The sequence below is a fragment of the Streptomyces sp. NPDC055243 genome (assembly GCF_044544025.1).
Classification (GTDB): Bacteria; Actinomycetota; Actinomycetes; order Streptomycetales; family Streptomycetaceae; genus Streptomyces.
The window spans coordinates 499,590-525,979 of the sequence record NZ_JBITWR010000001.1 but is presented as its reverse complement, the minus strand read 5'-3'; the positions used below and the strand labels follow the sequence as shown (position 1 = coordinate 525,979).

At 72.3% G+C, this 26,390-nt stretch carries 24 protein-coding genes and 1 pseudogene; 7 read left to right on the top strand and 18 right to left on the bottom strand.

Annotated elements, in window-relative coordinates; all coding sequences use genetic code 11:
* Positions 1 to 105 precede the first annotated feature (105 nt).
* The 3 genes from ACIGXX_RS02725 to ACIGXX_RS02715 form a co-directional block, all read right to left on the bottom strand.
* Positions 106 to 1,404, bottom strand: coding sequence for a sensor histidine kinase (locus ACIGXX_RS02725; RefSeq protein ID WP_399972013.1), 1,299 nt, complete (start codon positions 1,402 to 1,404; stop codon positions 106 to 108).
* 56 nt (positions 1,405 to 1,460) lie between these two features.
* Positions 1,461 to 2,114, bottom strand: coding sequence for a response regulator transcription factor (locus tag ACIGXX_RS02720; protein WP_351156689.1), 654 nt, complete (start codon positions 2,112 to 2,114; stop codon positions 1,461 to 1,463).
* Between the two features lie 396 nt (positions 2,115 to 2,510).
* A complete protein-coding gene (locus ACIGXX_RS02715) occupies positions 2,511 to 5,414 on the bottom strand; it encodes an AAA family ATPase (RefSeq protein ID WP_399972009.1) in 2,904 nt (967 codons plus the stop codon).
* Positions 5,415 to 5,902: 488 nt separating this feature from the next.
* On the opposite strand from ACIGXX_RS02715, the gene ACIGXX_RS02710 reads away from it, so the two are divergent.
* Positions 5,903 to 6,688, top strand: coding sequence for an SAM-dependent methyltransferase (locus ACIGXX_RS02710; protein ID WP_383816919.1), 786 nt, complete (start codon positions 5,903 to 5,905; stop codon positions 6,686 to 6,688).
* 53 nt (positions 6,689 to 6,741) lie between these two features.
* Here the strand turns inward: ACIGXX_RS02710 and ACIGXX_RS02705 are convergent, their stop codons facing one another.
* Complete coding sequence (locus ACIGXX_RS02705; RefSeq protein ID WP_361463941.1) at positions 6,742 to 7,173, bottom strand: helix-turn-helix domain-containing protein; 432 nt, start codon at positions 7,171 to 7,173, stop codon at positions 6,742 to 6,744.
* Between the two features lie 102 nt (positions 7,174 to 7,275).
* Here ACIGXX_RS02705 and ACIGXX_RS02700 point away from each other — a divergent pair, with 102 nt between their 5' ends.
* On the top strand, positions 7,276 to 8,172 hold the full coding sequence (locus ACIGXX_RS02700; RefSeq protein WP_399972006.1) for an alpha/beta fold hydrolase: 897 nt from the start codon (positions 7,276 to 7,278) through the stop codon (positions 8,170 to 8,172).
* On the opposite strand, the pseudogene ACIGXX_RS02695 reads toward ACIGXX_RS02700, so the two are convergent.
* Positions 8,169 to 8,731 (bottom strand): annotated as a pseudogene (locus tag ACIGXX_RS02695) (FAD-dependent oxidoreductase); the annotation flags it as partial. The gene ACIGXX_RS02700 and the pseudogene ACIGXX_RS02695 sit on opposite strands and share 4 nt — an antisense overlap.
* Positions 8,732 to 8,898: 167 nt before the next feature.
* On the opposite strand from ACIGXX_RS02695, the gene ACIGXX_RS02690 reads away from it, so the two are divergent.
* The 3 genes from ACIGXX_RS02690 to ACIGXX_RS02680 all read left to right on the top strand — a co-directional run bounded on the left by ACIGXX_RS02690 (position 8,899) and on the right by ACIGXX_RS02680 (position 11,203).
* Complete coding sequence (locus ACIGXX_RS02690; protein ID WP_361463945.1) at positions 8,899 to 9,315, top strand: ATP-binding protein; 417 nt, start codon at positions 8,899 to 8,901, stop codon at positions 9,313 to 9,315.
* Positions 9,316 to 9,462: 147 nt separating this feature from the next.
* Positions 9,463 to 9,819 carry a DUF779 domain-containing protein gene (locus ACIGXX_RS02685; RefSeq protein WP_351156705.1) on the top strand — a complete coding sequence of 119 codons (357 nt, stop codon included), beginning with the start codon at positions 9,463 to 9,465 and terminating at the stop codon, positions 9,817 to 9,819.
* A 97-nt stretch (positions 9,820 to 9,916) separates the two neighbouring features.
* Entirely contained in the window at positions 9,917 to 11,203 is a 1,287-nt protein-coding gene (locus tag ACIGXX_RS02680; RefSeq protein ID WP_351156707.1) for a phosphodiester glycosidase family protein, read from the top strand.
* Between the two features lie 19 nt (positions 11,204 to 11,222).
* Here ACIGXX_RS02680 and ACIGXX_RS02675 read toward each other — a convergent pair whose 3' ends face one another.
* The 12 genes from ACIGXX_RS02675 to ACIGXX_RS02620 form a co-directional block, all read right to left on the bottom strand.
* On the bottom strand, positions 11,223 to 12,800 hold the full coding sequence (locus tag ACIGXX_RS02675; RefSeq protein ID WP_399972004.1) for a hypothetical protein: 1,578 nt from the start codon (positions 12,798 to 12,800) through the stop codon (positions 11,223 to 11,225).
* Between the two features lie 70 nt (positions 12,801 to 12,870).
* Positions 12,871 to 13,065: a hypothetical protein gene (locus ACIGXX_RS02670; protein WP_160503040.1), complete on the bottom strand. Its 195-nt coding sequence runs from the start codon at positions 13,063 to 13,065 to the stop codon at positions 12,871 to 12,873.
* Between the two features lie 135 nt (positions 13,066 to 13,200).
* Complete coding sequence (locus ACIGXX_RS02665) at positions 13,201 to 14,058, bottom strand: phosphatidylinositol-specific phospholipase C/glycerophosphodiester phosphodiesterase family protein (RefSeq protein ID WP_399972001.1); 858 nt, start codon at positions 14,056 to 14,058, stop codon at positions 13,201 to 13,203.
* 147 nt (positions 14,059 to 14,205) lie between these two features.
* The gene (locus tag ACIGXX_RS02660) at positions 14,206 to 14,919 is read right to left on the bottom strand and encodes an ABC transporter ATP-binding protein (RefSeq protein WP_399971999.1); all 714 of its coding nucleotides are present in this window, start codon (positions 14,917 to 14,919) and stop codon (positions 14,206 to 14,208) included.
* On the bottom strand, positions 14,912 to 15,826 hold the full coding sequence (locus ACIGXX_RS02655) for an ABC transporter ATP-binding protein (RefSeq protein WP_351157951.1): 915 nt from the start codon (positions 15,824 to 15,826) through the stop codon (positions 14,912 to 14,914). The genes ACIGXX_RS02660 and ACIGXX_RS02655 overlap by 8 nt, the downstream gene beginning before the upstream one ends.
* Before the next feature lie 71 nt (positions 15,827 to 15,897).
* Complete coding sequence (locus tag ACIGXX_RS02650; protein WP_383816902.1) at positions 15,898 to 16,776, bottom strand: ABC transporter permease; 879 nt, start codon at positions 16,774 to 16,776, stop codon at positions 15,898 to 15,900.
* The gene (locus ACIGXX_RS02645; RefSeq protein ID WP_351156718.1) at positions 16,769 to 17,734 is read right to left on the bottom strand and encodes an ABC transporter permease; all 966 of its coding nucleotides are present in this window, start codon (positions 17,732 to 17,734) and stop codon (positions 16,769 to 16,771) included. The genes ACIGXX_RS02650 and ACIGXX_RS02645 overlap by 8 nt, the downstream gene beginning before the upstream one ends.
* 32 nt (positions 17,735 to 17,766) lie before the next feature.
* Positions 17,767 to 19,362 (bottom strand): ABC transporter substrate-binding protein, encoded by a 1,596-nt coding sequence (locus ACIGXX_RS02640; RefSeq protein ID WP_366464560.1) that lies wholly within the window; start codon positions 19,360 to 19,362, stop codon positions 17,767 to 17,769.
* Between the two features lie 121 nt (positions 19,363 to 19,483).
* Complete coding sequence (locus ACIGXX_RS02635; protein WP_399971996.1) at positions 19,484 to 20,611, bottom strand: acyl-CoA dehydrogenase family protein; 1,128 nt, start codon at positions 20,609 to 20,611, stop codon at positions 19,484 to 19,486.
* On the bottom strand, positions 20,608 to 21,789 hold the full coding sequence (locus ACIGXX_RS02630; protein WP_361463954.1) for an acyl-CoA dehydrogenase family protein: 1,182 nt from the start codon (positions 21,787 to 21,789) through the stop codon (positions 20,608 to 20,610). The genes ACIGXX_RS02635 and ACIGXX_RS02630 overlap by 4 nt, the downstream gene beginning before the upstream one ends.
* Positions 21,786 to 22,754, bottom strand: coding sequence for an NADPH:quinone oxidoreductase family protein (locus ACIGXX_RS02625; protein ID WP_361463956.1), 969 nt, complete (start codon positions 22,752 to 22,754; stop codon positions 21,786 to 21,788). The genes ACIGXX_RS02630 and ACIGXX_RS02625 overlap by 4 nt, the downstream gene beginning before the upstream one ends.
* A 79-nt stretch (positions 22,755 to 22,833) precedes the next feature.
* Positions 22,834 to 23,457 carry an XRE family transcriptional regulator gene (locus tag ACIGXX_RS02620; RefSeq protein WP_351156730.1) on the bottom strand — a complete coding sequence of 208 codons (624 nt, stop codon included), beginning with the start codon at positions 23,455 to 23,457 and terminating at the stop codon, positions 22,834 to 22,836.
* 77 nt (positions 23,458 to 23,534) lie between these two features.
* On the opposite strand from ACIGXX_RS02620, the gene ACIGXX_RS02615 reads away from it, so the two are divergent.
* Together ACIGXX_RS02615 and ACIGXX_RS02610 are read left to right on the top strand one after the other, a co-directional pair.
* Positions 23,535 to 24,500: an NAD(P)/FAD-dependent oxidoreductase gene (locus tag ACIGXX_RS02615; RefSeq protein ID WP_399971994.1), complete on the top strand. Its 966-nt coding sequence runs from the start codon at positions 23,535 to 23,537 to the stop codon at positions 24,498 to 24,500.
* Between the two features lie 51 nt (positions 24,501 to 24,551).
* Positions 24,552 to 25,487 (top strand): SDR family oxidoreductase, encoded by a 936-nt coding sequence (locus tag ACIGXX_RS02610; RefSeq protein WP_361463960.1) that lies wholly within the window; start codon positions 24,552 to 24,554, stop codon positions 25,485 to 25,487.
* Between the two features lie 24 nt (positions 25,488 to 25,511).
* Here the strand turns inward: ACIGXX_RS02610 and ACIGXX_RS02605 are convergent, their stop codons facing one another.
* Positions 25,512 to 26,348 carry an enoyl-CoA hydratase/isomerase family protein gene (locus tag ACIGXX_RS02605; protein WP_399971992.1) on the bottom strand — a complete coding sequence of 279 codons (837 nt, stop codon included), beginning with the start codon at positions 26,346 to 26,348 and terminating at the stop codon, positions 25,512 to 25,514.
* Positions 26,349 to 26,390 lie beyond the last annotated feature (42 nt).

Genomic DNA, 26,390 nt, shown 5'->3' with positions numbered 1-26,390 from the left:
GGGTTCCTCCCGTTGTTGGAGACGGCTTCGCCGGGTCCGGCGGCACATGCGGACGGGGGGATCCATCAGGCGCCGCACCAACGGTAGGAGTTCGCGTCCCGCCCCTCAACGGATGGCCGACGCATCGTCCAACTGCCCAATTCCCGGAGGGCCGATTCCCGCGGGGCGTTGGAGCGGATCCGTCCGCGGCGGGAAGGAGACCTCCACCACGAGTCCGCCTCCGGGGCGGGCATGGGCGCCGATCACCGCGTCGTGCGCGGTGGCGATGGCGCGGACGATCGAGAGGCCGAGGCCGTGATGTCCGTCGCCCGCAGTGCGGCCGAGCCGCTGGAAGGGTTCGAAGAGCCGCTCCACGTGCTCCGGCGGCACTTCGGGCCCGGTGTTGGCCACGGCGACGACGGCCCGCCCCGCGGCGGTGCGGGTGGTGACCTCCACGTGCCCGCCGGGGGTGTTGTAGCCCGTCGCGTTGTCGACGAGGTTGGCCATCAGGCGTTGGACGAGGGCCGAGTCGCCCGACGCCTGGGCCGGCCCGATCGTGGTCTCGATGCGCACGCCCCGCCGCGCCGCCTCCGGGCGTGAGGCCGCGACGACCTCCTCGGCGATGTCCGCGAGGTCGACCGGTTCGCGGTGGTCGATGCCGCGCTCGCTGCTGGACAGGGTGAGCAGCGACTCCAGGAGGCGGGCCTGCTGCTTGCTGATCTCCAGGAGCCGTTCGAAGTTCGACCGGAACGACTCGCGGGTGGCATCGCGGTCGATGAGGGACTCCTCCAGGAGCGCGTGCTCCAGGGTCAGCGGCGTGCGCAGTTCGTGCGCGGCGTTGGCGACGAAGCGTTTGTGGGAGTCCAGGGCCGTTTCCAGGCGGCCGAGGAGCCCGTCGACGGTGTCGGCGAGGTCCTTCAGTTCGTCGGCGGGTCCGACGACGGCGAGGCGCTCGTGCATGTTGCGGGCCGAGATGCGCTGGATGGTGCCCGTCATCGTGCGCAGCGGACGCAGCACGCGTCCGGCGACCACCCAGCCGAGCACGATCGCGATGACGGCCATGATCGCCAGCGCGATGCCCGACTGCACCAGCAGGTGGTCCATCTCGATCTCGTGCTGACGGATCGCCTGGTCGCGCAGCTGCTGGGTGATGTCGTTGAGCTGGCCGGAGGAGTTGGCATCGGGATAGCCGAGGTAGAGACGGCCGTCGGCGCCCGGTGCGAGCACGGGTTCGCCGCCCCGGTTCTTGACGAGGACGAGGTTCGCCGGGGAGCGGGCGACGAGCAGATTGGTGATGGCGAGCAGGACCACGCCCGAGGCGACGAACAGCACTCCGTAGAGGAGCGTCAGTCGGACGCGGACGCGCCGTGGCAGCAGCCGGCGGACGAGCCCCGATGGCCGGGCGAGGAGCGTGGGCAGGCGCATGGGCATCTCACATCCGGTAGCCGTGGACATCTCAGATCCCGGTAGCCGTGGGCATCTCAGATCCGGTAGCCGCCACGGGGAACGGTCTCGATCATGGGCGGGTCGCCGAGCTTGGGGCGCAGCCGGTTGATGGTCGCCTTGACCGTCGTGGTGAACGGATCGGCCGCCTCGTCCCACACCCGCTCGAGCAGCTCCTCCGCCGACACCACCCGGCCCTGGGCGGCGAGCAGGTACTCGAGGACCGCGAACTCCTTGGGCGTCAGCGCCAGACGCACCCCGCCGCGGGAGGCGATCCGCTGTGCCGGATCGAGCCGCAGGTCGCCCTGGACGAGGATCGGCGGCAGCGCGGGCTGCGAACGCCGGGCGAGCGCGCGGATACGGGCGACCAGTTCGGCGTACGCGAAGGGCTTGGGGAGGTAGTCGTCGGCGCCGAGGCTGAACCCCTCCACCCGGTGGGCGATCGTGCCGGACGCGGTGAGCATCAGGACCCGGGCGTGCATCGGCTGGGTGGCCAGCGCGCTGCAGACCTGGTCCCCGTGGACCCCGGGGAGGTCCCGGTCGAGCACGACCACGTCGTAGTCGACGACCGTCGTGCGTTCCAGCGCGTCCGAGCCGTCGTAGACGACGTCGACGGCCATCCCCTCGCGGCGCAGGACGCGCGCCACCGAATGTGCGAGCTCCGCGTGGTCCTCGACCACCAATACCCTCATCGCCCACCCCTCGCACGGCACGTCACGGGCGGAAAGGGCCGGAGAGACCGGCGGGAGGGGTGGCGTGCAGCGCCGCCGCGGCAGAGGCTGATCATGCGGCACCACGTTGCCCGATCCCACGTCACACACCGGTCACAGCTCCGGCGACGGCCCCCCGTCGACGCGCTCTCGTGTTCGACCTGCTGCTGTCGAAAGGGTACCGCCGCGGTGGCGGATCCTCCGGTCACAGCTTCGCGGACCGCAGTGTGACCGGCCGCCGCGTAGAAACGAGACCGCGTAGAAGCGAGAAACGCCTGGCAACGACCGCACGTCGTCCGGGTGGTCGTGGACGGTCCGGGAGAGGAGATGCAGGCCGTGGTCATCAACCCGCACGGCGACCTGCGCCTCCCGCGGCCTCTACACCACGCGAAGACGGTCGCAGGGCCCGCTGTCCTTCCGCCCCTCGCGGCGCCCCTCCTGGCGCCCCTCCCCCCTGCCGGAGCCCGCGACGGGTACGGGGACGGGGCTGAGTTTGCCGACCAGGTCCGCCCGGCGCTGGACGGCCAGCTTGCGGTAGGCGCGCGTGAGGTGCTGCTCGACGGTGCTGATCGTGATGAACAGCTTGTCGGCGATCTGCCGGTTGGTGTGGCCGCGGGCCGCGAGCGTCGCCACGCGCAGCTCCGCGTCGCTCAGCTCGTCGGCCCCGCGGCGGGCTCCGGACGGCCACGGCTGCTCGGCGGGAAGGGAGCTGCCGGTGTCGGCCACCGGCGACACCCTGGGGACGGGAACCCCGCACTCCCGTCCCAACTGCTGCGCCTTGCGGGCCAGGGCCCGTGCCCGACCGCCGTTGCCGAGCTCGCGGTGGGCGCGGGCCAGCTCGTCCGTGGCACGGGCGAGCTCCACGCGGTGGCCGCGCTCCCGCAGGATGTCGATGGCCTCGCCCAGGAGCGGAAGCCGGCGCCCGGGGGTGAGCGCACTCGCCAGGACCCGCAGCGAGACGCCGCGCGTCCAGTCGCCCCCGGCGTTCGCGCCGCCGACCAGGGCCAGTTGCTCCTGGGCGAGCGTCCGGGCCCGGCCGTCGTCACCGAGCAGCAGATGGGCCTGGGCGGCGTCGGTCCGCCACGGGACCAGCGCGGGCAGGTCGAACTCCCAGCGGGTCATGAGGTCGCCGCACGTGTGGAAGTCGTCGAGCGCGGCGTAGGGACGCCCGGCGGCGAGGTAGTAGTGGCCGCGCGCCCGGAGGTAGAGCAGCCCGTCGGAGGTGCAGAACGCCGACTCCGGTACGGAGGCGCTCAGTTGGGCCGCCGCCTCGTCGAGCCTGCCCATGGCCGTCAGGGTGCAGACCGCGGTGGCGATCGGCGAGGCGATGGCCACGCCCCAGCCCTCGGCCGGGACGAGCGTGAGCGCCAGGCGCGCCGACTCCTCGGCGGCGGCGAGCCCGCCGAGCCTCAGTTCGACGCGCGCCCTGACCGCGGCGAGGAGGGCCTGCCACATGGGTGCGTGGCGCTCGGCGGCCTCCTTGCACAGGGTCTCGCACCAGAGGGCCGCCGTGTCCAGACGGTCGGCCAGGACAAGGGAGTTGAGGGCGACGACGAGCGCCGTCAGCGTGCCGTCGTCCAGGCGGGTGCTCTGCAGGATCTGCTCCGCCCGGGCCACCACGTCCTCGCCCGCCCCGTCCAGGACGGCCTTCATCAGGATCGCCGCGCGCTGATGGGGACTGCGCGCCGGCGTCCGCGCGCGCCGCTCGGCGTCGCCGTGGCGGGCACGGGCGCGCGCGGAGCCGGGGAGTCCGGGATATTCGTACGCCATCCAGGACCGGACGCAGTCGAGCCGGCGCGAGGCCTCCGGCTGCCCGGAGAGCTCGGTGTCCGTGCCGGCCTGCTCGGCGGCGCCGAGTATCTCCAGGGCCGGGTCGACCTGGCCGAACCAGAGCAGGTGGCCGACGAGTTCGACGGTGTGCCGGTTGCCGAGGCCGCCGTGCAGTGCGTCGGCGGTGAGCTCGGGCAGGTGCCGGGCGGCGGTGGCCGGGTTGAGCCGCCATTCCGCCCGGGTCAGCGCTTCCCTGATCGCCACGGACTGCCGGGCGTCGGTGCGGGTGTCGCGGGCGGCGCGCAGGCAGGTGAGGGCCAGTTCGACCTCGTCGTCGGCCAGCGCGCGTTCGGCGGCCTCCAGGAGCGTGCCGAGCGCCCACGGGGCGTCGATGGGCTCGGCCGCGATCAGATGCTGCACCACCACGGTCGCCGCCTCGCCGTGCTCGTGCAGCACTTGGGCGACGCGGGCCTCGAGGCGGGCGCGGTGTGCGGGCTCCATGCTCCGCAGGACCGCGGTCCTGCCCGCTTCGTGGCGGAACCAGCCGGAGTCGAGCAGCCCCGCGTCGTTCAGGGCGCGCAGGCTGCGGTGGACCGACTCCCGGCTGGTTCCCAGGACTTCCACCAGTTCGGCGAGCGGCACGTCCGGGCCGACCACCGCGAGCGCCCACGCGGTGTGCCGCGTCGACACGTCGCTGCGGTACAGGCCGGTGGCGACGGCCTGTGCGAAGGCCTCGCCCGGCACGAGGCCCGTCGGGCCGCACCCGTCGGCGTCCGACGCACGGCGGTCCTCGATCAACGCCCGTGTCAGGAGCGGGTTCCCGCCGCCCGTCCGATGGACGTCCGCGACGAGTTGGCGCGTCCCCCACCCCTCGCCGCCGAAACCGGAGATCATTTCGGCCACTCCGTGCCGCTCGAGTGGTCCGAGCCTGATATTGCGGCAGCCCGGCAGGCGCAGCAAGTCCGCATGTAATCGCGTATTTCCGGCCAGGAATCCGCTGTTCTCTCCGAGGACCACCAGAATACGGCTGGCGTCGAGTCGGCGGGCCAGGTACAGGACGCATTCCAGGGAGTGGCCGTCGGCATGGTGCACGTCGTCGATGCTGAGCACCACCGGCCTTTCCCTGGCCTGTTCCAGGACAATCCCGCAGAGCTTGGGAATCTCATTCATCACGACGGCGGGCAACACCCCCTCGGCCCGCCGAATCTGCGCGGCCACCGCGATCAGGTCCACAAGCCGGGCCGCCCGCTTGGCGTCGGCGCCCGGCAGATCCGCGCCGAGCAGCAACTGCCCCATGACTCCAAGGGGCAGGTCGCTCTCCGCCTCTGACGCCCTGGCCTGTAGAAACAACGCGCCGGCCGCGCTCGCCCGGGCACTGAACGCGCGCAGCAGCGCGGTTTTCCCGCTGGCCACCGCGCCGCTTACCAATAACACTCCCCCATGCCCCGCCATGCAGGCGTTGAGCATGCCATCCATGATCGAGAATTCTTCCCCACGGTCCACCAAGTTCATGAGCCGACTTCTCCCCCGCGCCTGACGGCTGGTCCAGAGCGGCCGGACGGTCAGTCAGATCTCGCCTTTCGACTTGTCCGGACACTTACTTGAAGACTCTGCCATATTTGAAAATCAACCACCAGCGTCATTTGACTCAATGATGTCGAATAACCGTCGCGAACGCGCCACTTGGCCGATGAGCGGACTTCCCTGTTCCATATCGTCGGTAAACTCCTGCCGTATTGCCGAGGGCGCCGGGGGTGTGGAAACCAATGGCATTTCGGAAGGTGCCCCCGGACCCGTGCCACGAGAGAGCAGAGGCTCCACGGGACACCCGTGGCGGGTGGGCCGCCAGGACGAATGGCGCGATCGGCGCGGCCCGCCCGCACGGGGTCTGACTGATTCCTCGCCCCTTCGTACGTGGCCCCAACACCCCATGCTCAAGACGATGTTGCTGTGGCAGACTGCGGCGACCCAAGCGTCTCGCAGCAGCAACGGAGCACGTCATGACCCCAGGTGCGCCCAGGCCGACGATCGACACCAGCAACCCGCACCCCGCGCGTGTCTACGACTGGCTGCTCGGCGGCAAGGACAACTACCCCGTCGACGAGGCGGTGGGCGAGAAGCTGCCGCCCGAGGCGAAGGACGCGGCGCGGCAGAACCGCGCGTTCATGAACCGCGCGGTCGCCTGGCTCGCCACCCGGGGCGTGGACCAGTTCCTCGACATCGGCACCGGAATACCCACCGCGCCGAACCTGCACCAGATCGTCCAGGACATCGTGCCGTCGGCGCGGGTCCTCTACACCGACAACGACCCCATCGTGCTGCGGCACGCGGAGGCCCTGCTGGTCAGCCGCCCCGAGGGGATCACCGACTACATCCAGGCGGATGTCCGCGAGCCGCGGGCGATCCTGGAACACGCCCGCGGCCTCCTCGACTTCGAGCGCCCGATCGCCCTCTCCCTGATCGCGCTCCTGCACTTCCTGCCCGACGACCAGGACCCGTACGGCATCGTGAACACGCTGATCGGCGCCCTGCCTTCCGGCAGTCACCTGGTGCTCTCGCACGCCTCGTCCGACATCTATCCGGAGCTGGCCGAGCAGGTCACCGCGGAGTACGCGAAGGGGGGCATCCGGCTCGCCTTCCGCACCCGCGGCGAGTTCGCCCGCTTCTTCGAGGGGCTCGACCTCGTCGAGCCGGGCCTGGTCACGGCCACGGAGTGGTTCAAGGACACCGCCCGGCCGGAGGCGGCGGGCGGCGGGATCTACGCGGCCGTGGCGCGCATTCCCTGACCGGGCGTGAGCCGCGGGGCGCCCCGCCCCGCGCGGGGGCCCACGGATGTGTCTCAGTCACCGAGTGCGTCGGCGGCTCCCGCGTCGCTGCGCTCATTGGCGCGGTCGATCTCCACCATGTGCTCCTCCGCCCACGCCCTGACCACGGCGAGCGGCCCTTCCAGGGACAGCCCCAGGCCGGTAAGGCGGTAGTGCACCCGAGGCGGAACGGTCGGCTCCACCCGCCGGGCGACCAGGCCGTCGCGCACCATGCCCCGCAGGGTCGTGGAGAGCATCTTCTGCGAGACGCCCGGCATACGGCGCCGCAGCTCGGCGAAGCGGACCTCGTGCGGCTCGGCCTCCGCGAGGACCTTGACCGCCATCGACGTCCACTTCGTACCGATGCGGTCGAGCAGTCTGCGGGTCGGGCAGTCGGGATCGAAGAGGTCGCCGCGCGCTGCCGGCTTGGGGCCCGCCGCACGGCGCGCCTGGGGAGGGGTGGTCACCTCGGGCTCACCACCTGTCGGGAAAGTGTGTTCTTGGCAGGCCAGGGACGGTTACCTAGCCTCATGTGGTCACCAATGGTAACCACTTCGGAGCCACCCACCATGCACCTCCCCTCAGCCGCCTCCGCCGCCTCAGCCGCCCCCGGCACCTCCCTGCGGCAGATCACCACCAACGGCATCACCCTCAACGTGGCGATCGCGGGCACCGGCCCCGCCGTCCTGCTCCTGCACGGCTTCCCCCACACCTGGCAGCTCTGGAGCGAGGTCATGCCCCGGCTCGCCCCGCGGCACCGCGTCATCGCCCCCGACCTGCGCGGCCTGGGCGCCAGCACGCGGGCGGCCGACGGCTATGACGCGGACACCCTCGCCTCCGACGCCGAAGGACTCCTCGACGCACTCGGGGAACGGAGCGCGGCGGTCGTCGGCATCGACGCGGGCACACCGCCCGCCTTCCTCCTCGCGCTGCGCCGACCCGATCTCGTACGAAGGCTCGTCGTCATGGAGTCGCTCCTGGGACCGCTGCCCGGCGCGGAGGACTTCCTCGCCGGGGGCCCGCCCTGGTGGTTCGGCTTCCACTCGGTCCCGGGGCTCGCCGAGAGCGTCCTGGCCGGGCAGGAGGCGGAGTACGTCGACTGGTTCCTGCATACCGGCACGCACGGCCGCGGTGTCCCGGACCCCATCCGGGACGCCTTCCACCGCGCCTACACCGGGCGCGAGGCCTTGCGGTGCGCGTTCTCCCACTACCGGGCCATGCCCACCAGCGGGCGGCAGATCCAGGACGCCGCCGCACACGCCCGGCTCACCATGCCGACGATGACGGTCGGCTCCCACCCCGTCGGAGCCGCCCTCGAACGGCAGGTGCGCCCCCTCGCCGACGACCTGACCGGCCACCTCATCCAGGACTGCGGCCACATCATCCCGCTGGACAGGCCCCACGCCCTGCTCGACCTGCTCGGCCCGTTCCTCGCCGCCGACTGCCCCGACCCCGATCTGGGCTAGGCGCCGGCGAACAGGTCGAGCAGACCCTGCGGCGTGTCGTGGCGGAAGCAGCGGACGAGGCTGTCGGCGGACGCGACCGCGGCGCTCTCGCTGCGGGGAGACAGCGCCTCTTCGTAGGCGGCGAGCGCCTTCTCGGTGGCGCCGGGATGCGCGGCGACGGCACCGGTGAGTTGCGCCCCGTCGACCATGGCGAGGTTGGCGCCCCCTCCCCCGCGAAGGGCGACATGAGGTGGGCCGCGTCGCCGAGCAGCGTGACGCCCGGGAGCCGGTCCCAGCGGTGGTCGGCCGGCAGGGCGTGGACGCGGCGCGGGATCAGCGCGCCGTCGGCGTCGGCGATCAGCGCCCGCAGGCTCTTGTCCCAGTCGGCGAAGTGTTCCAGGACGGCGGCCTTGGCGAGGTCGGCGTGGTCTGCGCCGAAGTCGATGGCGGAGATCCAGTCCTCGGGCGCCTCCAGCGCGGCGTAGACGTGCAGGCTGCCGTCGGCTCGCGGTGGGCGGCACCCCGCACCGACACCCGCACCGACACCCGCCTCGGCGCCCACCTCAGCACCCGTCGCGGGGGCTCCCGCGCCGCGCTGTCCCCCGCGCTTGCAGGGGCTTGATTGGCGATCACCATGGGCGGGCATCAGGGGGGAGCAGGATCGGCCGCGCAAGACACGTCGTGGCCCCGGCGAGCGGATGTCGTCGCGAGCACGCCGGTTGTCCCAGGGGAGGGGAGTGAGTCGCCATGCGTGCGCACAAGCGCGCCCATCGGCACGTAGCCCGAGTGGAGTACGCCCTGCCGCAGGAGGCCGCTTCGGCCGGCCGGGCGCGGAGGTTGACCTCCGCGTTCCTCACCCGGCCCCGTCGGCACCTGATGGAGGTGGACGCCGAGCGGGTGGACGATGCCACGCTGATCGTGTCCGAACTCGTCACGAACGCCACCCAGCACGGCCACAGTCCCTGCCGGCTGCGCCTGGAGGTGTCCGACGACCACGTGACGGTCGAGGTCCACGACGCGAGCCCCGTCGGTCCGCGCGCGCTCAAGCCGAGCACCGAACGGGAGAGCGGCCGGGGCCTGGCGATGGTCCGTCACCTCTCGGCGCGTCTCGAAGTCGTCGGCAGCGGCCGGCGCGGCAAGGCCGTCCGGGCGGTGCTCGCCTGACGGCGCCGTGAACCGCGCCCACACGCGCATCCACACGCTCATCCGCACGCGCCTCCACGCGCGTGGCCGCAACGTCCTCGCAACGTTGCCGTGAGTTGACTGGGCCACCGCATCGACGGCGTCCCGGTGACCAAGGAGCGGCTGCCCATGACCGACACCCCGCGCGTGGAGCTGACCCCCGCCGCCGCCGACCTGCTGCGGCGGCTGCGGGAGGCCCACGGACCGCTGATGTTCCATCAGTCCGGCGGCTGCTGCGACGGCAGCGCGCCCATGTGCTATCCGGCGGGCGAGTTCCGGACCGGCGACTCCGATGTGCGCCTTGCCTCGCTGGACGTGGAAGGCATGGCGGAACCGGTCGCCTTCTGGATGTCGAAGAGCCAGTACGACGTGTGGAGCCACACCCGGCTGATCGTGGACGTGGTGCCGGGCCGCGGCAGCGGCTTCTCCCTCGAAGCCCCGGAAGGCGTACGTTTCCTCATCCGTTCCCGGCTGGTCGGCTCCTAGCCACCGGCCCTGCACCCATACGGCGCTGCCCTCTGGCGCACTGTCAGACCGGCACTCACACTGGGGCAGTTGGTCGGCCCGGGAGACGTCAGGGGGCATGGTGGGGACACGGCTCAAGCACACCTTGGGACGGTTCAGAACGGCGAGAGCGGCGCTCTCGGTGATCACGGCATTCGGCACGCTGGCCGGTGCCGCTCTGGTGGGAGCGGCACCGGCCAGCGGCGTGCAGGCGAGCGAGAAGACGGGCGCGTCGCGTATCGCGCCAGGCGTGGAGTATTGGAAGTTCGACATTCCCGCCTCCCACGGCATGGCCCGCGCGCACGTCCTGGACGTCGATCTGAGCGACCCGGACACCGGCGTCGGACTGCTCTATCCGGGTGCCGTCGGTGCCCGCTCCGTCGTCTCCGCGCTCGCGGACGGGGCGGGGGCGGTCGGCGGCATCAACGGCGACTTCTTCAACATCTCCGAGACCCAGCATCCGGGCGTCGAGGCCACCGGTGCGCCCGTCGGCCCGGCGGTCGCACGCGGCCGCGCCCTCAAGGCGGCGGTACCCAACGGTCAGCGCTTCGGTCCCGCGATGCCTCCGGGTGTGACCACCGAAGCCGTCCTCGGCGTGGGCTTCGACCGCCGGGCCCGCATGGACAGCCTCCGTCTGGACGGCGAAGTACGCACCCAGCAGACCCGGTTGCCGCTCGGTGGGCTCAACCAGTACGCCCTGCCCGTGGGGTCCGTCGGCGCGTTCACCAGCGACTGGGGCAGCACCTCGCGGGTTCGCTCCACCTGCGGCACCGACACGAACCGCGGCGCCCCCTGCAGCACGGACACCCACGAGGTGACGGTGCGCGGCGGGCGTGTCGTGGAGTCCGCGGGCACACCCGGCAGCGGTGCGGTGGCCCCCGGCACCACCGTCCTCGTCGGCCGCGAGGCGGGCGCCCAGGAGCTGCGCAAGCTGTCGATCGGCGAGCGGGTGCACGTCCGGCACCGCCTGGTGGCGGCCCAGTCGCGCACCCCGTTCCGCTTCGCGCTCGGCGGCTATCCGGTCCTGCGCGGCGGCGCCCCGCTGCCCGGCCTCGACTCCGTCACGTCGGCCGTGCGGACGGCGGCCGGGATCTCCGACAACGGCCGGCGCCTCCTGCTCCTGTCCCTCGACGGCTCCCCCGAGTTCCGTACGGGGCTGACCATCGCCGAAATGGCCGAGACCCTGCGGGGGTTGGGCGCGCGGGACGGCTTCAGCCTGGACGGCGGCGGCTCCTCCACCCTGGTCTCGTCCGCCACGCTGGTCGCGAGGGCCCCGGGCGCGGAGGCCGTCACCGTACGCAATCACCCCAGCGGCGGAACCGAACGCGCGGTGGCCAACGGCATCGGCGTGTTCTCCCGGAGCTAGTCGGCGACGGGGGGCACGCTCACTCGGTGTCCCGCACCGCCACCAGGCCGTTGAACACGCCCACGTACGCGGTGCCGTCCGGGCCCAGGGTCACCGGCGCCCAGTTGTTGTCGTAGGCGACGCCCGTGCCGGCGAGGCGCTTCCACTTGGTCTCGCCGGTGCGGAAGTCGACGGCCGTCAGGTACCAGGCATCGATGCCGAGGCTGTTCGGCTCCTTGGTGTAGAAGTACAGCAGCCCGGAGGCGGTGGACAGTTTGGGCACGTTCGAGGGCGCGCGGACGTCGCTCTCCCACACGGTGTCGCAGCCGCTGCCGTCCTCGCGTACGTCGATCCTGCTGACGCCGCCGACGACGCTGCGCCCGAAGGTGAGCGAGGTGATGTTCTCGTAGCCGTAGTTGTTCTCGACGACGAGGCTGTTGCCCCAGGTGATCAGCGAGTTGTCGGTGGTGGACGCGCCGGAGCGGAAGACGGGGACCTTGCAGACGAGGCGTTCGTCGTCGGCGACGTCGTCGCCCCGGCGGTAGACGAGGACGTTCATGCGGTCGTCGGCGTTGTCGGTGATCGCCACGTAGTCGTCGCCCTGGCCGAAGAGGTCGGGGGTGGTGCCCGAACCCTGGTTCACCGAGCCGGGCTTCGTTCCCGTGCCCCGGTCGTAGGTCTGGCGCCAGACGGCCTTCGGGGTGCCGTCCCGGTCGGCCCGGAAACCGTAGAGCGCGTGGTCGGAGACGATCGACACGCCGTCCTCGGCGACGGAGAACGAGTTCTGGATCTCTTCGCCCTCAAGGCGGATGGAGCGGATGTCGCCGGACGTGGGGTCGACGGTGCCGACGCGCCCTTGCCGGGTCACCCACCAGATGCGGCCCTCCCAGTCGGGCATCACCGAGGTGACCGGGTCACATTCGCCACTGGGGTAGAGATTTGACCAGGTCACGCAGTCGTGCGGGACGTGCGCGGTCAGGTCCCAGTCCTTGTCGACGACGAACCGCCAACTGCCGTCCGCCGCCTGCTCGTGCGCGAGACGGACGATGTGCTGGCGGGAGTCGGCCAGGACGAGCCGGTCCTTGTCGTCGAGGTACGAGTAGGCGCCGCCCGAGGTGTCCTTGAAGATCTTCGAGAAGTCCAGGCGCGTGATGGCCTCGACGGTGGAGGGGCGCTGCGGCAGCTTGTACTCGGCCAGCGTCTCCATCGTGTCCGGGTCCAGCAGCTTGACCAGGAAGCCGGTGAACGTGCCGCAGACGGTGACGATGCGGCCGTCCTTGTCGAAGGTGACGGTGGCGCACTCACCGCCGAGCGCCGCCATCTTCTCGCTGCTGACCTCGGGCTTCTTCCCCAGGGGCCCGTTCCAGGGGTACGTTCCGCTGCCCGCCGCGTCGGCGTGCATCCCGCTGCGGCCGTTGGCGGCGAGATACGGGTGCTGGGGCGGCTGTTCGCCGGGCAGCGGGCGGGCGTCGGCGGGGGCGCCGGTGTACTGGTCGACGAGCCGGTGCCCCGGCGCCTTCGGTATGTCCTCCGCCTGGGCGGGAGGTGCGAAGGACACCGCCGAGACCGTGAGCGCGGTCAGGGCGAGGGCACTGCTGAGGGTTCTGCGACGCGGCATGGGCCGAAGCTAGGGCCGGCGCCTTGAAGTGTCCATGGAAAGGTGACAGTTGTTCATGAACACGCAACGATCAAGGCTGTAGGCCGCTGACGATGTCCGCGGCGGCCGTGACCCCGTTGTGAATGGTCGGAGCCATGCTCGAACTCGCCAGGTAGAAGCCCAGCAGCGCACAGACCAGGGCGTGCGAGAACTTCAGTGCGCCGTTGCGCAGAAAGACCACTGCCAGGATCACCAGCAGCAGCACCACAGAGACCGAAATGGCCATGGGGACAACCTCCTCCGCCACGTCAGCACCGCGGCTCTGGGCCGAGTGTGGCGCAGCGGAGGGACCGTCCGGGCGACCGGCATGTCCTCCGAACGGGTGTTATGTCCCAGGGGGTTGCTTCGGCCGGGCCGCGGCCTACCGCCGGGGGGCGTCGAGGAAGGCCTCGAGCCCCGCGAGGTCGTCCGTGTTCAAGTGGTCGACGCCGGCGGCCAGGAGCTCGCCCCACACCGCGTCGCGCGCCGGGCCCGCCAGGTCGGGCGTCGCCCAGAAGCGGACGCGCTGCCCGCGCTTGTGGGCGGCGGCGACGATGCGGCGCAGCTTGTCGCGCTCGGCGGCGGGGATCGAGCCGACGCCCTGCCAGCTGAAGTTGAGCGTCCAGTTGTCGCTGATCAGCGGGATGAGCGAGGCGGGCGCCGCGCTGCCCAGGTCGGCGAGGCGGCCGTCGTAGAAGGCGCGGCGCACGCGCTGGGCCTCCATCGGCGCGCGGGCGGCCCGGTCGCCGGAGATCACCGCCGTGACGGGGCCACGGCGCACCTTGCCGTAGGAGTACGTGGTGAACAGGTGCCGGTAGCGCCGCAGGTGACGGTCCAGTTCCAGGTAGGTCGCCGCGCCCTCGGTCTTGATGTCGATCAGGAGCTGGAAGGGGGTGCGGTGGTAACCCCTGTACACGGAGCCGTGGTTGGCGCGCACGCGGGCGGCCAGGGGGTCCAGGTAGAGCGATTCGAGGGTGCGGGTGGGGTCGAGGTCGATGGGGTCGTGCGCGACCAGGAGCTGCCCGTCGACGAGGTAGATGTCGGCCTCGACGCTGCCGAAGCGGTGATCGAGGGCGTCGAAGAGGGGCCGGGGGTGTTCGTAGTCGTTGTGCGCGTGGGCACGGATGAGGGGACGGGGTCCGTGGCCGCGCTCGCTCGCCTGGGCGTACGCGGGGACGGCGGCGGCGCCGGCGAGCGCGGCACCGACGGTGAGGGCTCTACGACGGGTGATGAGTGCCATGGAGACTCCCGGAAAGGGCGAGGGGACGAGGGACGGGCCTCAGTGAGTATGAGGCCATGCCCGCGTCAAGAGACCCCCTCGGGACGGGAGTTGGCGCTATCGACGCCCCGCGTTCACCGTGCCGGACCCACGTCCCCACGGGGCACCTCAGGCCACCTCGGGGGCGTGCTCGGCCGCCGCCCCGCGGACGGCCGCCGTCGCCCCTCCCCCGGCCAACTCGCCCCAGTGGACGGTCCGCTCGCACCAGCGCTCCAGGAGCACCCGGTCGTGTCCGACGGCGAGCAGTCCGGCGCCGCTCTCGCGCCGGTACTCCTCCACGGCGTGCACGAGTGCCGCCGTCGTGGAGGCGTCCAGCATCGCCGTCATCTCGTCGCAGATCAGCCAGCGCGGGCGGAGCACCAGGGCGCGGGCCAGGCAGGCGCGCTGGAGCTGACCGTCGCTGACCTCGTGCGGCCTGCGGCCCAGGAGGTCCTCGCCGAGGCCGACGGTGGCCGCCAACTCCCGTAGCCGCTCGGCGACCTCGGCTCCGCGTCCGGCCGCGCGCAGCGGCTCGGCGATGAGGTTCGTGAGGGTCAGGCGCGGGTCGGCGGAGAGGCGGGGCTGCTGGAAGACGACGCCGAAGGCGGTGCGCTGGGCGCGGGGGGCGCGGTGACGCCAGCCGCGGGCGGGCTCGCCGTCGATGACGACGCGGCCCGCGTCGGGTTTGTGGAGCAGGGCGGCGACCCTGGCCAGGGTCGACTTGCCGCAGCCGCTGGGGCCGAGCAGGCCGACGGAGGCGCCGGGCGTCAGGGTGAGGTCCACGCCGCGCATGACGGGGGCGCGGCGGTCGTATCCGGCGGTGATGGACAGGAGTTCAAGCACGGGGTGCCTCCAGGACGGCCGCCGTACGGGGGTGGTGGCAGGCGACCCCGCCCACGGCCTGCGGCACGGTGCGGCAGGCCTCGTCCGCGCCGGAGCAGCGCGCCGCGAAGGCGCATCCGGCCGGCAGCGCGGACAGTTCGGGCGGCATGCCGGGGATGGGCGTGAACTCCCGCTCCGGGAGAGCGTTGAGGAGGCCGCGCGCGTAGGGGTGTTGGGGCCCGGGGGTGCCGAAGAAGTCCTCGGCGTCGGCGAGTTCGACGATGCGGCTCGCGTACATCACGGCGACGCGGTCCGCGATGCGTTCGGCGGCGGCCAGGTCGTGGGTGATCAGGAGCAGCGCGCGGTCCTCGCCGACGTGCTTGCGCAGTTCGTCGACCGTGCGGTCGACCAGCTCGCGGTCCAGGCCCGTGGTCGGCTCGTCGGCGAGCAGCAGCGGGGCGTCGCCGATGAGCGCGAGCGCGGTGGCGGCACGCTGGGCGAGGCCGCCGGAGAGCTCGTGCGGGTAGCGGTCCAGGTGCCCGGCGGGGAACGCGGCCCGCTCGGCGGCGGCTTCGGCGGCCTTGCGCAGCTGCGGGCGGCGCACGCCCGCCAGTTCCCGCAGGGTCTCCTCCAGCTGGGCGCGGACCGTGCGCACCGGCGTCAGGTGCGCGGCCGGGCTCTGCGGTACGAGACCGACGCGCCGTCCCCGCACCGTGCGGGCCAGCGTGCGCTCGTCGGCGGACAGCAGGTCCACGTCGCCGATGAGCGCGGACCCGGCCGTCTCCGCGTTCCGCGGCAGCAGCCCGAGCAGCGCCGAGGCGAGCACGGACTTGCCGCAGCCGCTCTCGCCGACGAGGGCCAGGCACTCCCCCGCCGCCAGGTCGAAGTGGGCGTCGGTGACGGCGGAGACGAAGGTGTCGCCGCGCATGCGGAAGCGTACGGAGAGTCCGCGTACGGAAAGCACCGGGGACGAGAGGGCGGGTTTCGAGACGGGCTCGGTCACAGCATCAGCTCCGATCGGCGCCGGGGGTTGATCCGTTCCCGCCAGGCGCCCGCGAGGCCCGCGATCGCCAGGGTGGGCACGATGATGAACAGGCCGGGGAAGAGGGTCGGCCACCAGTCCCCGGCCAGGAGCGAGCCGCGCGCGCTCTGCACGAGGGTGCCCAGGCTCGCCTGGTGGGTGGGCAGTCCCAGACCCAGGAAGGACAGCGCGGACTCGTGCCAGATGGCGTGCGGCACCATCAGGACGGCGGCGAGGCCTGCCTGCGGGAGCACGCCGGGCAGCAGATGGCGCACGGTCACGCGCATCCGCGACGCGCCGCCGGAGATGGCCGCGTCGATGTAGGGACGCGAGCGCAGCGAGAGCACCTCGGCGCGCACGATGCGGGCCGTGGACAGCCAGTGCGTGAGCGCGACCGAGACGACCACCGGCCATACGCCGGGCCGGAACATCGCCACGATGAAGATGCCGAGCAGCAGGTGCGGCACGGACGAGAAGACGTCCACGAGCCGCATCACGACCCGGTCGACCCAGCCGCCCGAAGCGGCGGCCAGCGCGCCCACGGCCGTGCCGATGACGGTCGCGACGACGGCGGCGACCACGCCCACGAGGAGCGAGACCCGCAGCCCGTACACACAGCGCAGGAGCAGATCGCGTCCCACGTCGTCGGTGCCGAAGGGGTGCCCCCAGGAGGGCGGTTGCAGCTTGGCCGCGAGATCCACGGCCTGTTCGTCGAGGTTCACCAGCGGCGGCACGAGGAGCACGGCCAGGACGACCGCCGCGACGGTCAACGCCGAGGAACGCATCCGCCACGCGCGCGTGGAGCGGCTGCTCTTGGAGGCGCCCCCGAGGGAGGCGCGCCAGGTCACGTCAGCCATCGAATCCCACCCTCGGGTCGGCGAGGCCGTACAGCAGGTCGGCGAGGAGATTGCCCAGGAGCACCGCCACCGTGGCGAGGACGGTGAGCGCGGCGAGCAGCGGGAAGTCCACGGCGGTCGCCGCCGAGACGGTGGCCGCGGCGATGCCGGGCCAGCTGAAGACGGTCTCCACCAGGAGCGCCCCGGTGATCAGTTCGGGCACGCGGGAGCCGATCAGGGTGAGCACCGGCAGCATGCCCGAGCGCAGTGCGTGCCCGAGCAGCACGGTCCGTTCGGCGAGGCCACGCGCGCGTGCGCCCCTCACGGGGTCGTCGCCGAGCGCGTCGCCGACTCCTTGGCGTACGTACAGCACGAACCACGGGAGCTGCGAGATCGCCAGGACGGCGGCGGGCAGCACGAGATGGCTCGCGACCTGTCCGGCGGTCACGGCCGAGCTCGCGGTGTCCGTGAGCCCGCCCGATGGCAGCACCCCCAGCTTCAGGGCGAACAGCCAGACGGCCAACAGACCGATCCAGAACGGCGGCGCCGCTTCGAGCGTGTAGGCGAGCGAGGTCACGGCGCGGTCGAACCAGCCGCCGGGGCGGCGCGCGGCGAGGACGCCGAGCGTGGTGCCGACGAGGATCGCGAGCAGGAACGCGGTGGCGGCGAGCAGCACGGACCAGCCGATGCGTTCACCGATGACGTCGGCGACGGGCTGGCGCAGGGTGCTGGAGTCCCCGAGGTCGCCGCTCAGCGCCGACGTCAGCCACTGCCACCAGCGCTGCGCGAGCGGCTGGTCGACGCCGAGGTTGGCACGCAGCTGGTCGAGGTTCTCCTGGGACGCGGTGAGCCCGGCCGTGCCCGCGTAGGCCTTGACGGGGTCGAAGGGGGAGGCCGCGGCGATCGCGAAGACGCCGAAGGTGACGGCGAGCAGGACCGGGACGGCGAACAGGGCCCGCCGTCCCGTCATGCGCGCCATCGGCCCCCAGGGGAGTCGCTGGAGCGCGGACTTCACTGCTTCGGCTGCCAGTCCTCGACGTTCCACCACGGTCCTGACGCGAGACCGTGGTCGTGCGGCTCGGTCTGGGTGGAGAGGTCGCCGAAGCGCTTGTCGACGACGTAGAGGTGGTCGATGTGGGTGAGGAAGGTGTAGCCCGGGTTCTTCACCAGCTCGCGCTGGATGGTGTCGTACGCGGCCTGCCGCTCGGCGTGGTCGCCGCTCTCGCGGGCCTCGTCGAGCGCCTTGTCGACCTTGGGGTTGTCGTAGTGGGCCATGTTGTTGAAACCGTCACCGGCGAGCGAGGACTTCAGGAGCGTGTACTGGTCGAAGTCCGGGTCGGCCGGGGAGCCGCCGCCCGCGAGGACCGCGTCCTTGGGCATGCGCGGCTCGATGACCTCCCACGTGCCGGCCTGCACCTCGACCTTGATGCCGAGCTTCTTGGCGTCGGAGGCGTAGGCGAGGGCGTGGTCCTGGCGGAGCTTGTCGCCGGAGAGGTACCAGAGCGGGAACGTCGCGCGGACGCCGTCCTTCGCGCGGATGCCGTCCTTGCCCGGCTTCCAGCCCGCCTTGTCGAGGAGCTTCTTCGCCGCGGCGAGGTCGTGCTTGCGCTCGGTCCCCTTGGTGAACCAAGGGCTGTCGGTCGGGACGGGCCCGTAGGCCTCCTTGCCCGCGCCGTCCAGGATCGAGTCGACCATGGCCTTGCGGTCCACGCCGGTGTCGAGCGCGCGCCGGATGCCGGTGTCGCCCGTGACCTTGTTGCCGGTGGGCAGGGTCACCACGCGGTAGTCGAAGGTCTTGGCGGCGTACGACGTCTTGTTGCCGTCGCTCTCGTACTTCTTCGCCAGGTTGGGCGGCAGGATCGCGCCGTCGAGCTCACCGGCGTCGAGCCGGGTGGCGCGGATGTCGTCGTCCTTGATGATCGCCATGGTGAAGTTCTTGACCTTGGGGGCGCCGCCCCAGTAGCCGGGGTTGGCCTTGAAGGCGAGCTTCTCGCCCTTGGACCACTTCACGAGCTTGTACGGGCCCGTGCCGACCGGCTTGGTGGTGAACTCGCCGGTGTTCACGTCCTGCTTGCCGGCTATGTGCTCGGGCGCGATCGGCAGGACGGTGCGCTCGGCGAACGGCGCGTAGGGGTACTTGAGGTGGAAGACGACGGTGTCGTCGCCCTTCGCCTCGACGCTCTTGACGGCGTCGAGCTCGGTCTTGGCGGCGTTGTTGGTCTTCTTGTCGAGGATCGTCTCGTAGGTGAAGACGACGTCCTTGGACGTGAAGGGCTTGCCGTCGCTGAACTTGACGCCCTCGCGCAGCGTGAAGGTGTAGGTCTTGCCGTCGTCGCCGACCTTGGGCAGCTCGGCGGCGAGCGCTGGCTTGAGCTTCATGTCGGCGTCGTGCGTGAGCAGACCGTCGAAGATCTTGGAGTTGCCGTCCTTGCCGTAGCCGAGGAGAGGGCTCAGGGTGTCCGGTTCGTACGCGATGCCGACGACCGCGGAGTCCTTGGCGCCACCCGCGCCCTTGCCGTCGCCCGGCGCCGAACAGGCCGACGCGGCGACCGCCAGTGAGGCGGCCGCCGCTACCGCGCCCGTACCCCGTATCGATCGGGCCCTCATGCTCCACACCCCTACTGAAGATCAAACGTTATTGCGAACGGGTCGCAATTATGCCTGATGTAATGGGTGGGTAAAACGTGCGGGCCGTACCGGATTGATCACGGGGCCAGGAGCTCCGCGATCAGGGAGCCGGCAGGTTCACGCGCGCGGCCAGCTCCTCCCGGTGCCGCCCCACGGTGCCCAGCGCGATGGAGTCGGCCTTGGCCCGCTTCAGGTAGAGGTGGACGGGGTGCTCCCAGGTCATGCCGATGCCGCCGTGCAGCTGGAGCGCCTCCTCGGCGATGTGCACCGTGGCGGGCGAGGCGTAGGCCTGCGCGAGGGCCGCCGCGACATCGGCGTCCTCGCTGTCGGCGGCGAGGGTGTCGGCCGCGTTGCGCGCGGCGGCGCGCAGGTTGACCACCTCCAGCCAGAGCTGGGCGAGGCGGTGCTTGAGCGCCTGGAAGGAGCCGACGGGCCGGTTGAACTGGTGCCGTTCCTTCGTGTGGCGCACGGTCTCGGTCAGGCACCAGTCGGCGAGGCCCAGTTGCTCGGAGGCCAGGAGCCCGGCGCCCGCCCGCAGCCCCCGCCGTACAGCGGGTCCGGATTCCGGACCCACAGCACGCGCGCGTGCCCCCTCGAAGGTGACCGTGGCGAGCGGCCGCGTGAGGTCGAGCGCGGTCTGCGGCCCGATGCCCACACCTCCCTCGGTCCCGTCCACCGCGAAGAGCCCCGTACTCGTCGGCACGAGGAACACGTCGGCGGCGACCGCGTCGGCGACACCGCGAACGCTGCCGTGCAGGACCTCGCCCTCGGCGCGTACGTCGGGCAGGGCGCCGCCCGGCGCGGTGGTCAGCGGCACGGTGAGCACGCCGACCGTGCGCCCCGAGGCGAGTGCGCCCAGGAGTTCCCTCGCCGCGTCGCCGTCGCAGGCAAGCAGCGTCTCGGTGGCGATGACGGCACTGGTCAGATAGGGCACGGGCGCGACCGCGCGGCCCAGCTCCTCCAGGACGACGGCGGCTTCGCGGTGCGTGGCGCCCTGGCCGCCGAGCTCCTCGGGCACGAGCAGGCCCGCCAGCCCCATGCCGTCGGTAAGCGCCTTCCACAGTTCTCGGTCGTGCGGCTCGGCGGACTCGGTGCGCGCGAGCACCGCGGCGGCGTCGCAGTGGTCGGCGAGGAGGCCGCGCACCACCGAGCGCAGCGCCTCCTCCTCTTCGGAGTACAGCAGGTCGCGCGGCGCGGGCTGCGCGCTCTGGGGGATCTGCGTGCTCATCGGGCGAGGTCCTTCCACGCGACGTCCTTGTCGGTGCGCGGCTCGGAGGGCAGCCCGAGGACGCGCTCGGCGACGATGTTGAGCAGTACCTCGCTGGTGCCGCCCTCGATGCTGTTGCCCTTGGCCCGCAGATAGCGGTAGCCGGCGTCACGGCCGACGAAGTCGACCTTCGCGGGCCGCCGCATCGTCCAGTCCTCGTACAACAGGCCTTCCTCGCCCAGGAGTTCCACCTCCAGGCCGCTGATCTCCTGGTTGAGGCGGGCGAACCCGAGCTTCATGCCCGAGCCCTCGGGGCCCGGCTGCCCCGCGACGAGCTGCTGGCGCAGCCGCTCGCCGGTGACCCGGGCGACCTCGGCCTCCACCCACAGCTTGAGGAGCCGCTGGTGCAGGTCGTGCGTGCGCAGCTCGGGGCGCTCGCGCCAGGCCTCGACGACCGGGCCGATCATGCCGCCCTCGCGCGGGATGCGGGCGCCGCCGATGGACACGCGCTCGTTCATGAGGGTGGTCTGCGCGACCCTCCAGCCGTCGCCGATCTCACCGAGCCGGTGCGCGTCCGGGATCGTCACGTCGGTGAGGAAGACCTCGTTGAACTCGGCCTCGCCGGTGATCTGGCGCAGCGGGCGCACCTCGACACCGGGGTCGGTCATGTCGCAGACGAAGTACGTGATGCCGCGGTGCTTGGGCACGTCCGGGTCGGTGCGGGCGATGAGGATGCCCCAGCGGGCGGCGTGCGCGCCGGACGTCCACACCTTCTGCCCGTTGACCACCCAGGTGTCGCCGTCACGGACGGCGCGGGTGCCCAGGGCGGCGAGGTCGGAGCCCGCGCCCGGCTCGCTGAAGAGCTGGCACCACACCTCGTCGCCGACCCACAGCGGCCGCAGGAAGCCGCGCTTCTGCTCCTCGGTGCCGAAGCGCAGGATGGTCGGCGCCGCCATGCCCAGGCCGATCCCGATGCGGCGCGGGTCGTTGTCGGGCGCGCCCGCGGCCTCCAACTCGGCGTCCACGACGGCCTGCATAGACCGGGGCGCACCGAGCCCGCCGAGCCCTTCCGGGTAGTGCACCCAGGCGAGTCCTGCGTCGAAGCGGGCCTTCAGGAAGGCGGCGCGCTCCGTCGTGGCCGGCGGGTGCGCGGCGAGGAACTCCTGGGTGCGGCGACGCAGTTCGGCGGCGTCCGTCATGCGGCGCCTCCCTCGGGGACCACGGCCACCCGCCCCGTGGTGACTCCGTCCGCGACGCGCTGGACGGCGGCGGCCGCGTCGCCCAGCGGCACGCGCTCGCTGATGAGCGGCTTGATGGCGCCCTTGGCCGCGAGCTGGGTGAGCTCCTCGTGGCAGCGCAGGATCGCCTGCGGGTCCTTGGCGTTGTACAGGCCCCAGTGCAGGCCGAGCACCGAGTAGTTCTTCACCAGGGCGTGGTTGAGCGCGGGCGTCGGGATGACACCGCTGGCGAAGCCGACGACGACGATGCGCCCCTCGAAGGCGACGCACTTCGTGGACTGCGTGTACGCGTCGCCGCCGACGGGGTCGTAGACGACGTCGACGCCCCGGCCGCCGGTGGCCTCCTTCACGGCGCCGATCACGTTCTCCGTACGCCGGTCGACGACCACGTCGCAGCCGAGCTCGCGCGCGACCTCGGCCTTGGCCGCGCCGCCGACGACACCGATGACCTTGGCACCCGCCGCCTTGCCGAGCTGCACGGCCGCGCTGCCGACACCGCCGGCGGCCGCGTGCACCAGGAGGGTCTCGCCCGCCTGGAGGTGCGCGCGGCGGTGCAGTCCGAACCAGCCGGTCTGGTAGCCGATGTGCAGGGCCGCGGCCTCGGCGTCGTCCAGGGCGTCGGGCGCGGGCAGTACGGCCGCCGCGTCGGCGATCGCGTACTCGGCGAATCCGCCGTACGGAAGCGCGGGGTTGGCGATCACGCGCCGCCCGTCCTCGGTCTCGCCGCAGATCTCCACGCCGGGTGTGAACGGCAGCGGAGGCGTGATCTGGTACTGCCCGCGGCAGAGCAGGGCGTCGGGGAAGTTGATGTTGGCGGCGCGGACCTTGAGGAGCAGCTGCCCGTCGCCCGGCACCGGCCGGTCCACGTCTTCGAGGCGCATCACCGCGCCCGGCTCGCCGTTCTGGTGCACTTGCCATGCCTGCATGCGGGGCCTCCACGGGGCTGTCGTAGACCAAGCTCCGTCGCATACTAAGCGGTCGCTTGCAGGCAGGGGAACCGTCTCGTCAGTCCGCTTCGCGCTTCTGCTGACCAGCCCGCTCAGCGGGTCGCGCCCGTACGTGCATCCGCTCGCCCTGCGGCCCGAACAGGCTGAGGAACTCCGCCGGCCCCTCCCCCGTGGACCCGAACCAGTGCGGAAGGCGCGTGTCGAACTCCGCGGCCTCGCCCGCCGTGAGGATCACGTCATGATCGGCGAGCACCAGCCGCAGCCGCCCGGACAGGATGTACAGCCACTCGTACCCCTCGTGGGTCTGCGGGTCGGGCTCGACGGACCGGGCGGGCTCGATCACCTTGTACGCCTGGAGGCCGCCGGGCTGCCGGGTCAGCGGGACCATCGTGCGGCCGTGCCGGACGATCGGCTTCGACCGCACGCGCGGGTCGCCGACGGGCGGGGCGCCGACGAGCTCGTCCAGGGGGACCTGGTGGGCGCGGGCGATGGGGAGCAGGAGTTCGAGGCTGGGCTTGCGGTTCCCGGACTCCAGGCGGGAGAGGGTGCTCACCGAGATGCCGGTGGCCTCGGCGAGACCCGCGAGCGTCGCGCCGCGCTCCTTGCGAATCCTGCGCAGGCGGGGGCCGACCTCGGCGAGCACGCCGTCGAGATGCGCACCGTCGTCATCGTTCGCTGTCATGCCTCTATTGCAGTATCAGCAACTTTGATTGTCAATACCGCACTGTCGATGCGACGGTCTGCGTGGAGGTGGTCACGATGAAGAGCATCAACGGCCCGTACGACGTGGTCGTCGTCGGCGGCGGCGCGGCGGGTCTCAGCGCGGGGCTCGTCCTGGGCCGGTCGCGGCGGCGCGTACTGATCGTGGACGCGGGCGAGCCGCGCAACGCGCCCGCCGCGCACATGCAGGGCTACTTGTCACGGGACGGGATGCCGCCCGCCGAGTTCCTCGCCGCGGGGCGACGGGAGGTGGCGGCGTACGGCGTGGAGACAGCCGACGACCGCGTCACGGACGTGCGGGCCGACGGCCCCGGCGAGTTCACGGTCGACCTCGCGGGCGGCCGGTTCGTGCACGCCCGCCGGGTCGTCCTGGCCACCGGGCTCGTCGACGCCCTGCCGGATGTGCCGGGCCTCGCCGAGCGCTGGGGCCGCGACGTGCTGCACTGCCCGTACTGCCACGGCTATGAGGTGCGGGACCAGCCCTTCGGTGTGATCGCCTCGCCGGTGAGCGGCATCCATCAGGCGCTTTTGGTCACGCAGTGGTCCAAGGATGTGACGCTGTTCCCGCACACCGCGCCCAAGCTGTCCGCCGACGACGTGGAGAAGCTGGCCGTCGCCGGGGTCACGGTGGTGGAGGGCGAGGTGGCCGGACTCGACGTGCGGGACGACCGCCTGGCGGGGGTACGGCTCGCGGACGGCCGGACGGTCCCCCGTTCGGTGCTGTTCGTGGAGGCGGGGGCAGTGCCGCGCAACGCTCTGGCGGACCGGCTCGGCGCACGGACCCAGGACACGCCGTTCGGGCCGTATCCGGCCGTGGACGCGGGCGGCCGCACGAGCGTCCCCGGTGTGTGGGCCGTGGGCAACGCGGTGGGCCCCAAGGTGCAGGTGGTCAACGCGGCGGCCGCGGGCTACCAGGCCGGGCTCGTGATCAACCACGAACTGACCCTCGGGGACATCGACGAAGGCGTGGCGGCGCGGCGCGGGGAGGCGGGTGCCCCGGCATGAAGTTCCGTGCGGCCATGGCCCTTTGAGGCGTTCCGCGATATCGATGCGGCCATGACGGACGATGCGAGCGAAGGGGTGCCGCCGGGGCTCCCGGCCCCCGCCCCGCCCGGTGCCAGCGCGCTGCCCGAGGGGACGTACGCGGGGACGGTCGTCCTCGTGACCGGCGGCGGGACCGGACTCGGCAAGGCGATCGCCGCGGAGTTCGCGCGGCTCGGGGCGGATCTGGTGATCGCCAGCCGCAAGGAGGAGCGGCTGAAGGCGGCGCGGGACGACCTCGCCGCCCTCGGCGGGCGGGTGACGGCCGTTCCGTGCGACATCCGGGACCCGGACCGCGTCGCCGAGGTCTTCGACGCGGCGCGGGAGGCGTACGGTCTGCCGGGCGTCCTGGTCAACAACGCGGCGGCGAACTTCCCCGTGCCCGCCGAGGACATGTCCCCGAACGCGTGGCGCTCGGTCGTGGACATCACACTGACCGGGACGTTCTTCATGACGCGGGAGTTCGGCCGCCGCCATCTCGCGGCGGGGACGCCCGGCTCCGTCATCAACATCGGAGCCTCGTACGCGTGGACGGGCGGCCCCGGTTTCGCGCACAGCGCGGCGGCCAAGGCGGGCGTGAAGAGTCTCGTCGAAAGCCTGGCGGTGGAGTGGGGGCCGTACGGCATCCAGGTCAACGGCCTGGTGCCCGGCCTGATGCCGCACGAGGACATGACCGCCGACATCCGCGGCAACCTCGACCGGCCGGCGCCCGCGCAGGAGGACGAACCCGATCAGCGGCCAAGGGGGTTGGACGCACGTCAGCCCGCCCTGCGCGTCGGCGCCCCGCGCGAACTGGGCTGGGCCGCGACCTTCCTCGCGTCCCCCTACGCCCGCTTCATCACCGGGCACACGCTGGTGGTCGACGGCGCGAACTGGCAGCGGCGGGGGCTCGTGAGCCCGGAGGTGGTGACGGTGCGCGAGCAGATGGGGCGCGGACCCTTCGTGGGATGACCGCCCCGCCGGGGGCCTCGGCGGCTACTTCCCCTCGAAGGTGGCCGCCCGCCGCTCCCCCTTGGCCGCGTACCCGGCACGCGAGTCCTCCGACGTCAGCGTGATCGCCGCGTTCATCGCGACCCGGTCGAGGGCGGCGTCCATCCCCGCGTCCGCGTACGCGTCGATGCCCCGTTTGATGCCCTGGACGGCCAGCGGGGCGTTCGCCGCGATCTCCGCGGCGACGTCGCGGGCGGACTTGTCCAACTCGTCCACCGGCGTGACGAGTTGAACCAGGCGCAGCCGTTCGGCCGTGACCGCGTCGATGCGGCGCCCGGTGAGCGAGAGCAGTTTGGCCCAGCCCGCGCCCGCGTCGCGCGCGATGCGCAGATCGCCGCCCGCGTCCACCGCGACGCCGATCTGCGCCTCGGGGAGTGCGAACACCGCGTCGTCCGCAGCGATCCGCACGTCCGCCATCAGCGCGAGCTCGAAGCCGAAGCCCAGGCAGTACCCCTGCACGGCGGCGACGACCGGCTGCGGAAGGCGCGCGAACGTGCGGAAGCGTTCGTGGACCCAGCGCATGCCCTCGTAGTAGTTGTGGGTGCGTTCGGAGACCGAACGCCCGTCGATCGCACGGCCATTGAGGGCCGTGACGTCGATCCCGGCGCAGAACGCCCGCCCCTCGGCGCGCAGCAGCACCGCCCGGATCGAGTCGTCGAAGCGGATGCGGTCGGCGAAGATGCCCAGCTGGCGCGTGGACTCCCAGCTCCACGCGTTGAGCTTGCGCGGGTGGCAGAGGGTGAGGATGCCCAGGCCGTCCTCGACGTCGAGGCGCAGCCGCTCCTCACCCTCCGGGATGTCCGTGCCGATGGTGTCGATCATCCAGCACCAGCTCCTGCCTACGTTCCTGACGGGCCGTCAGTT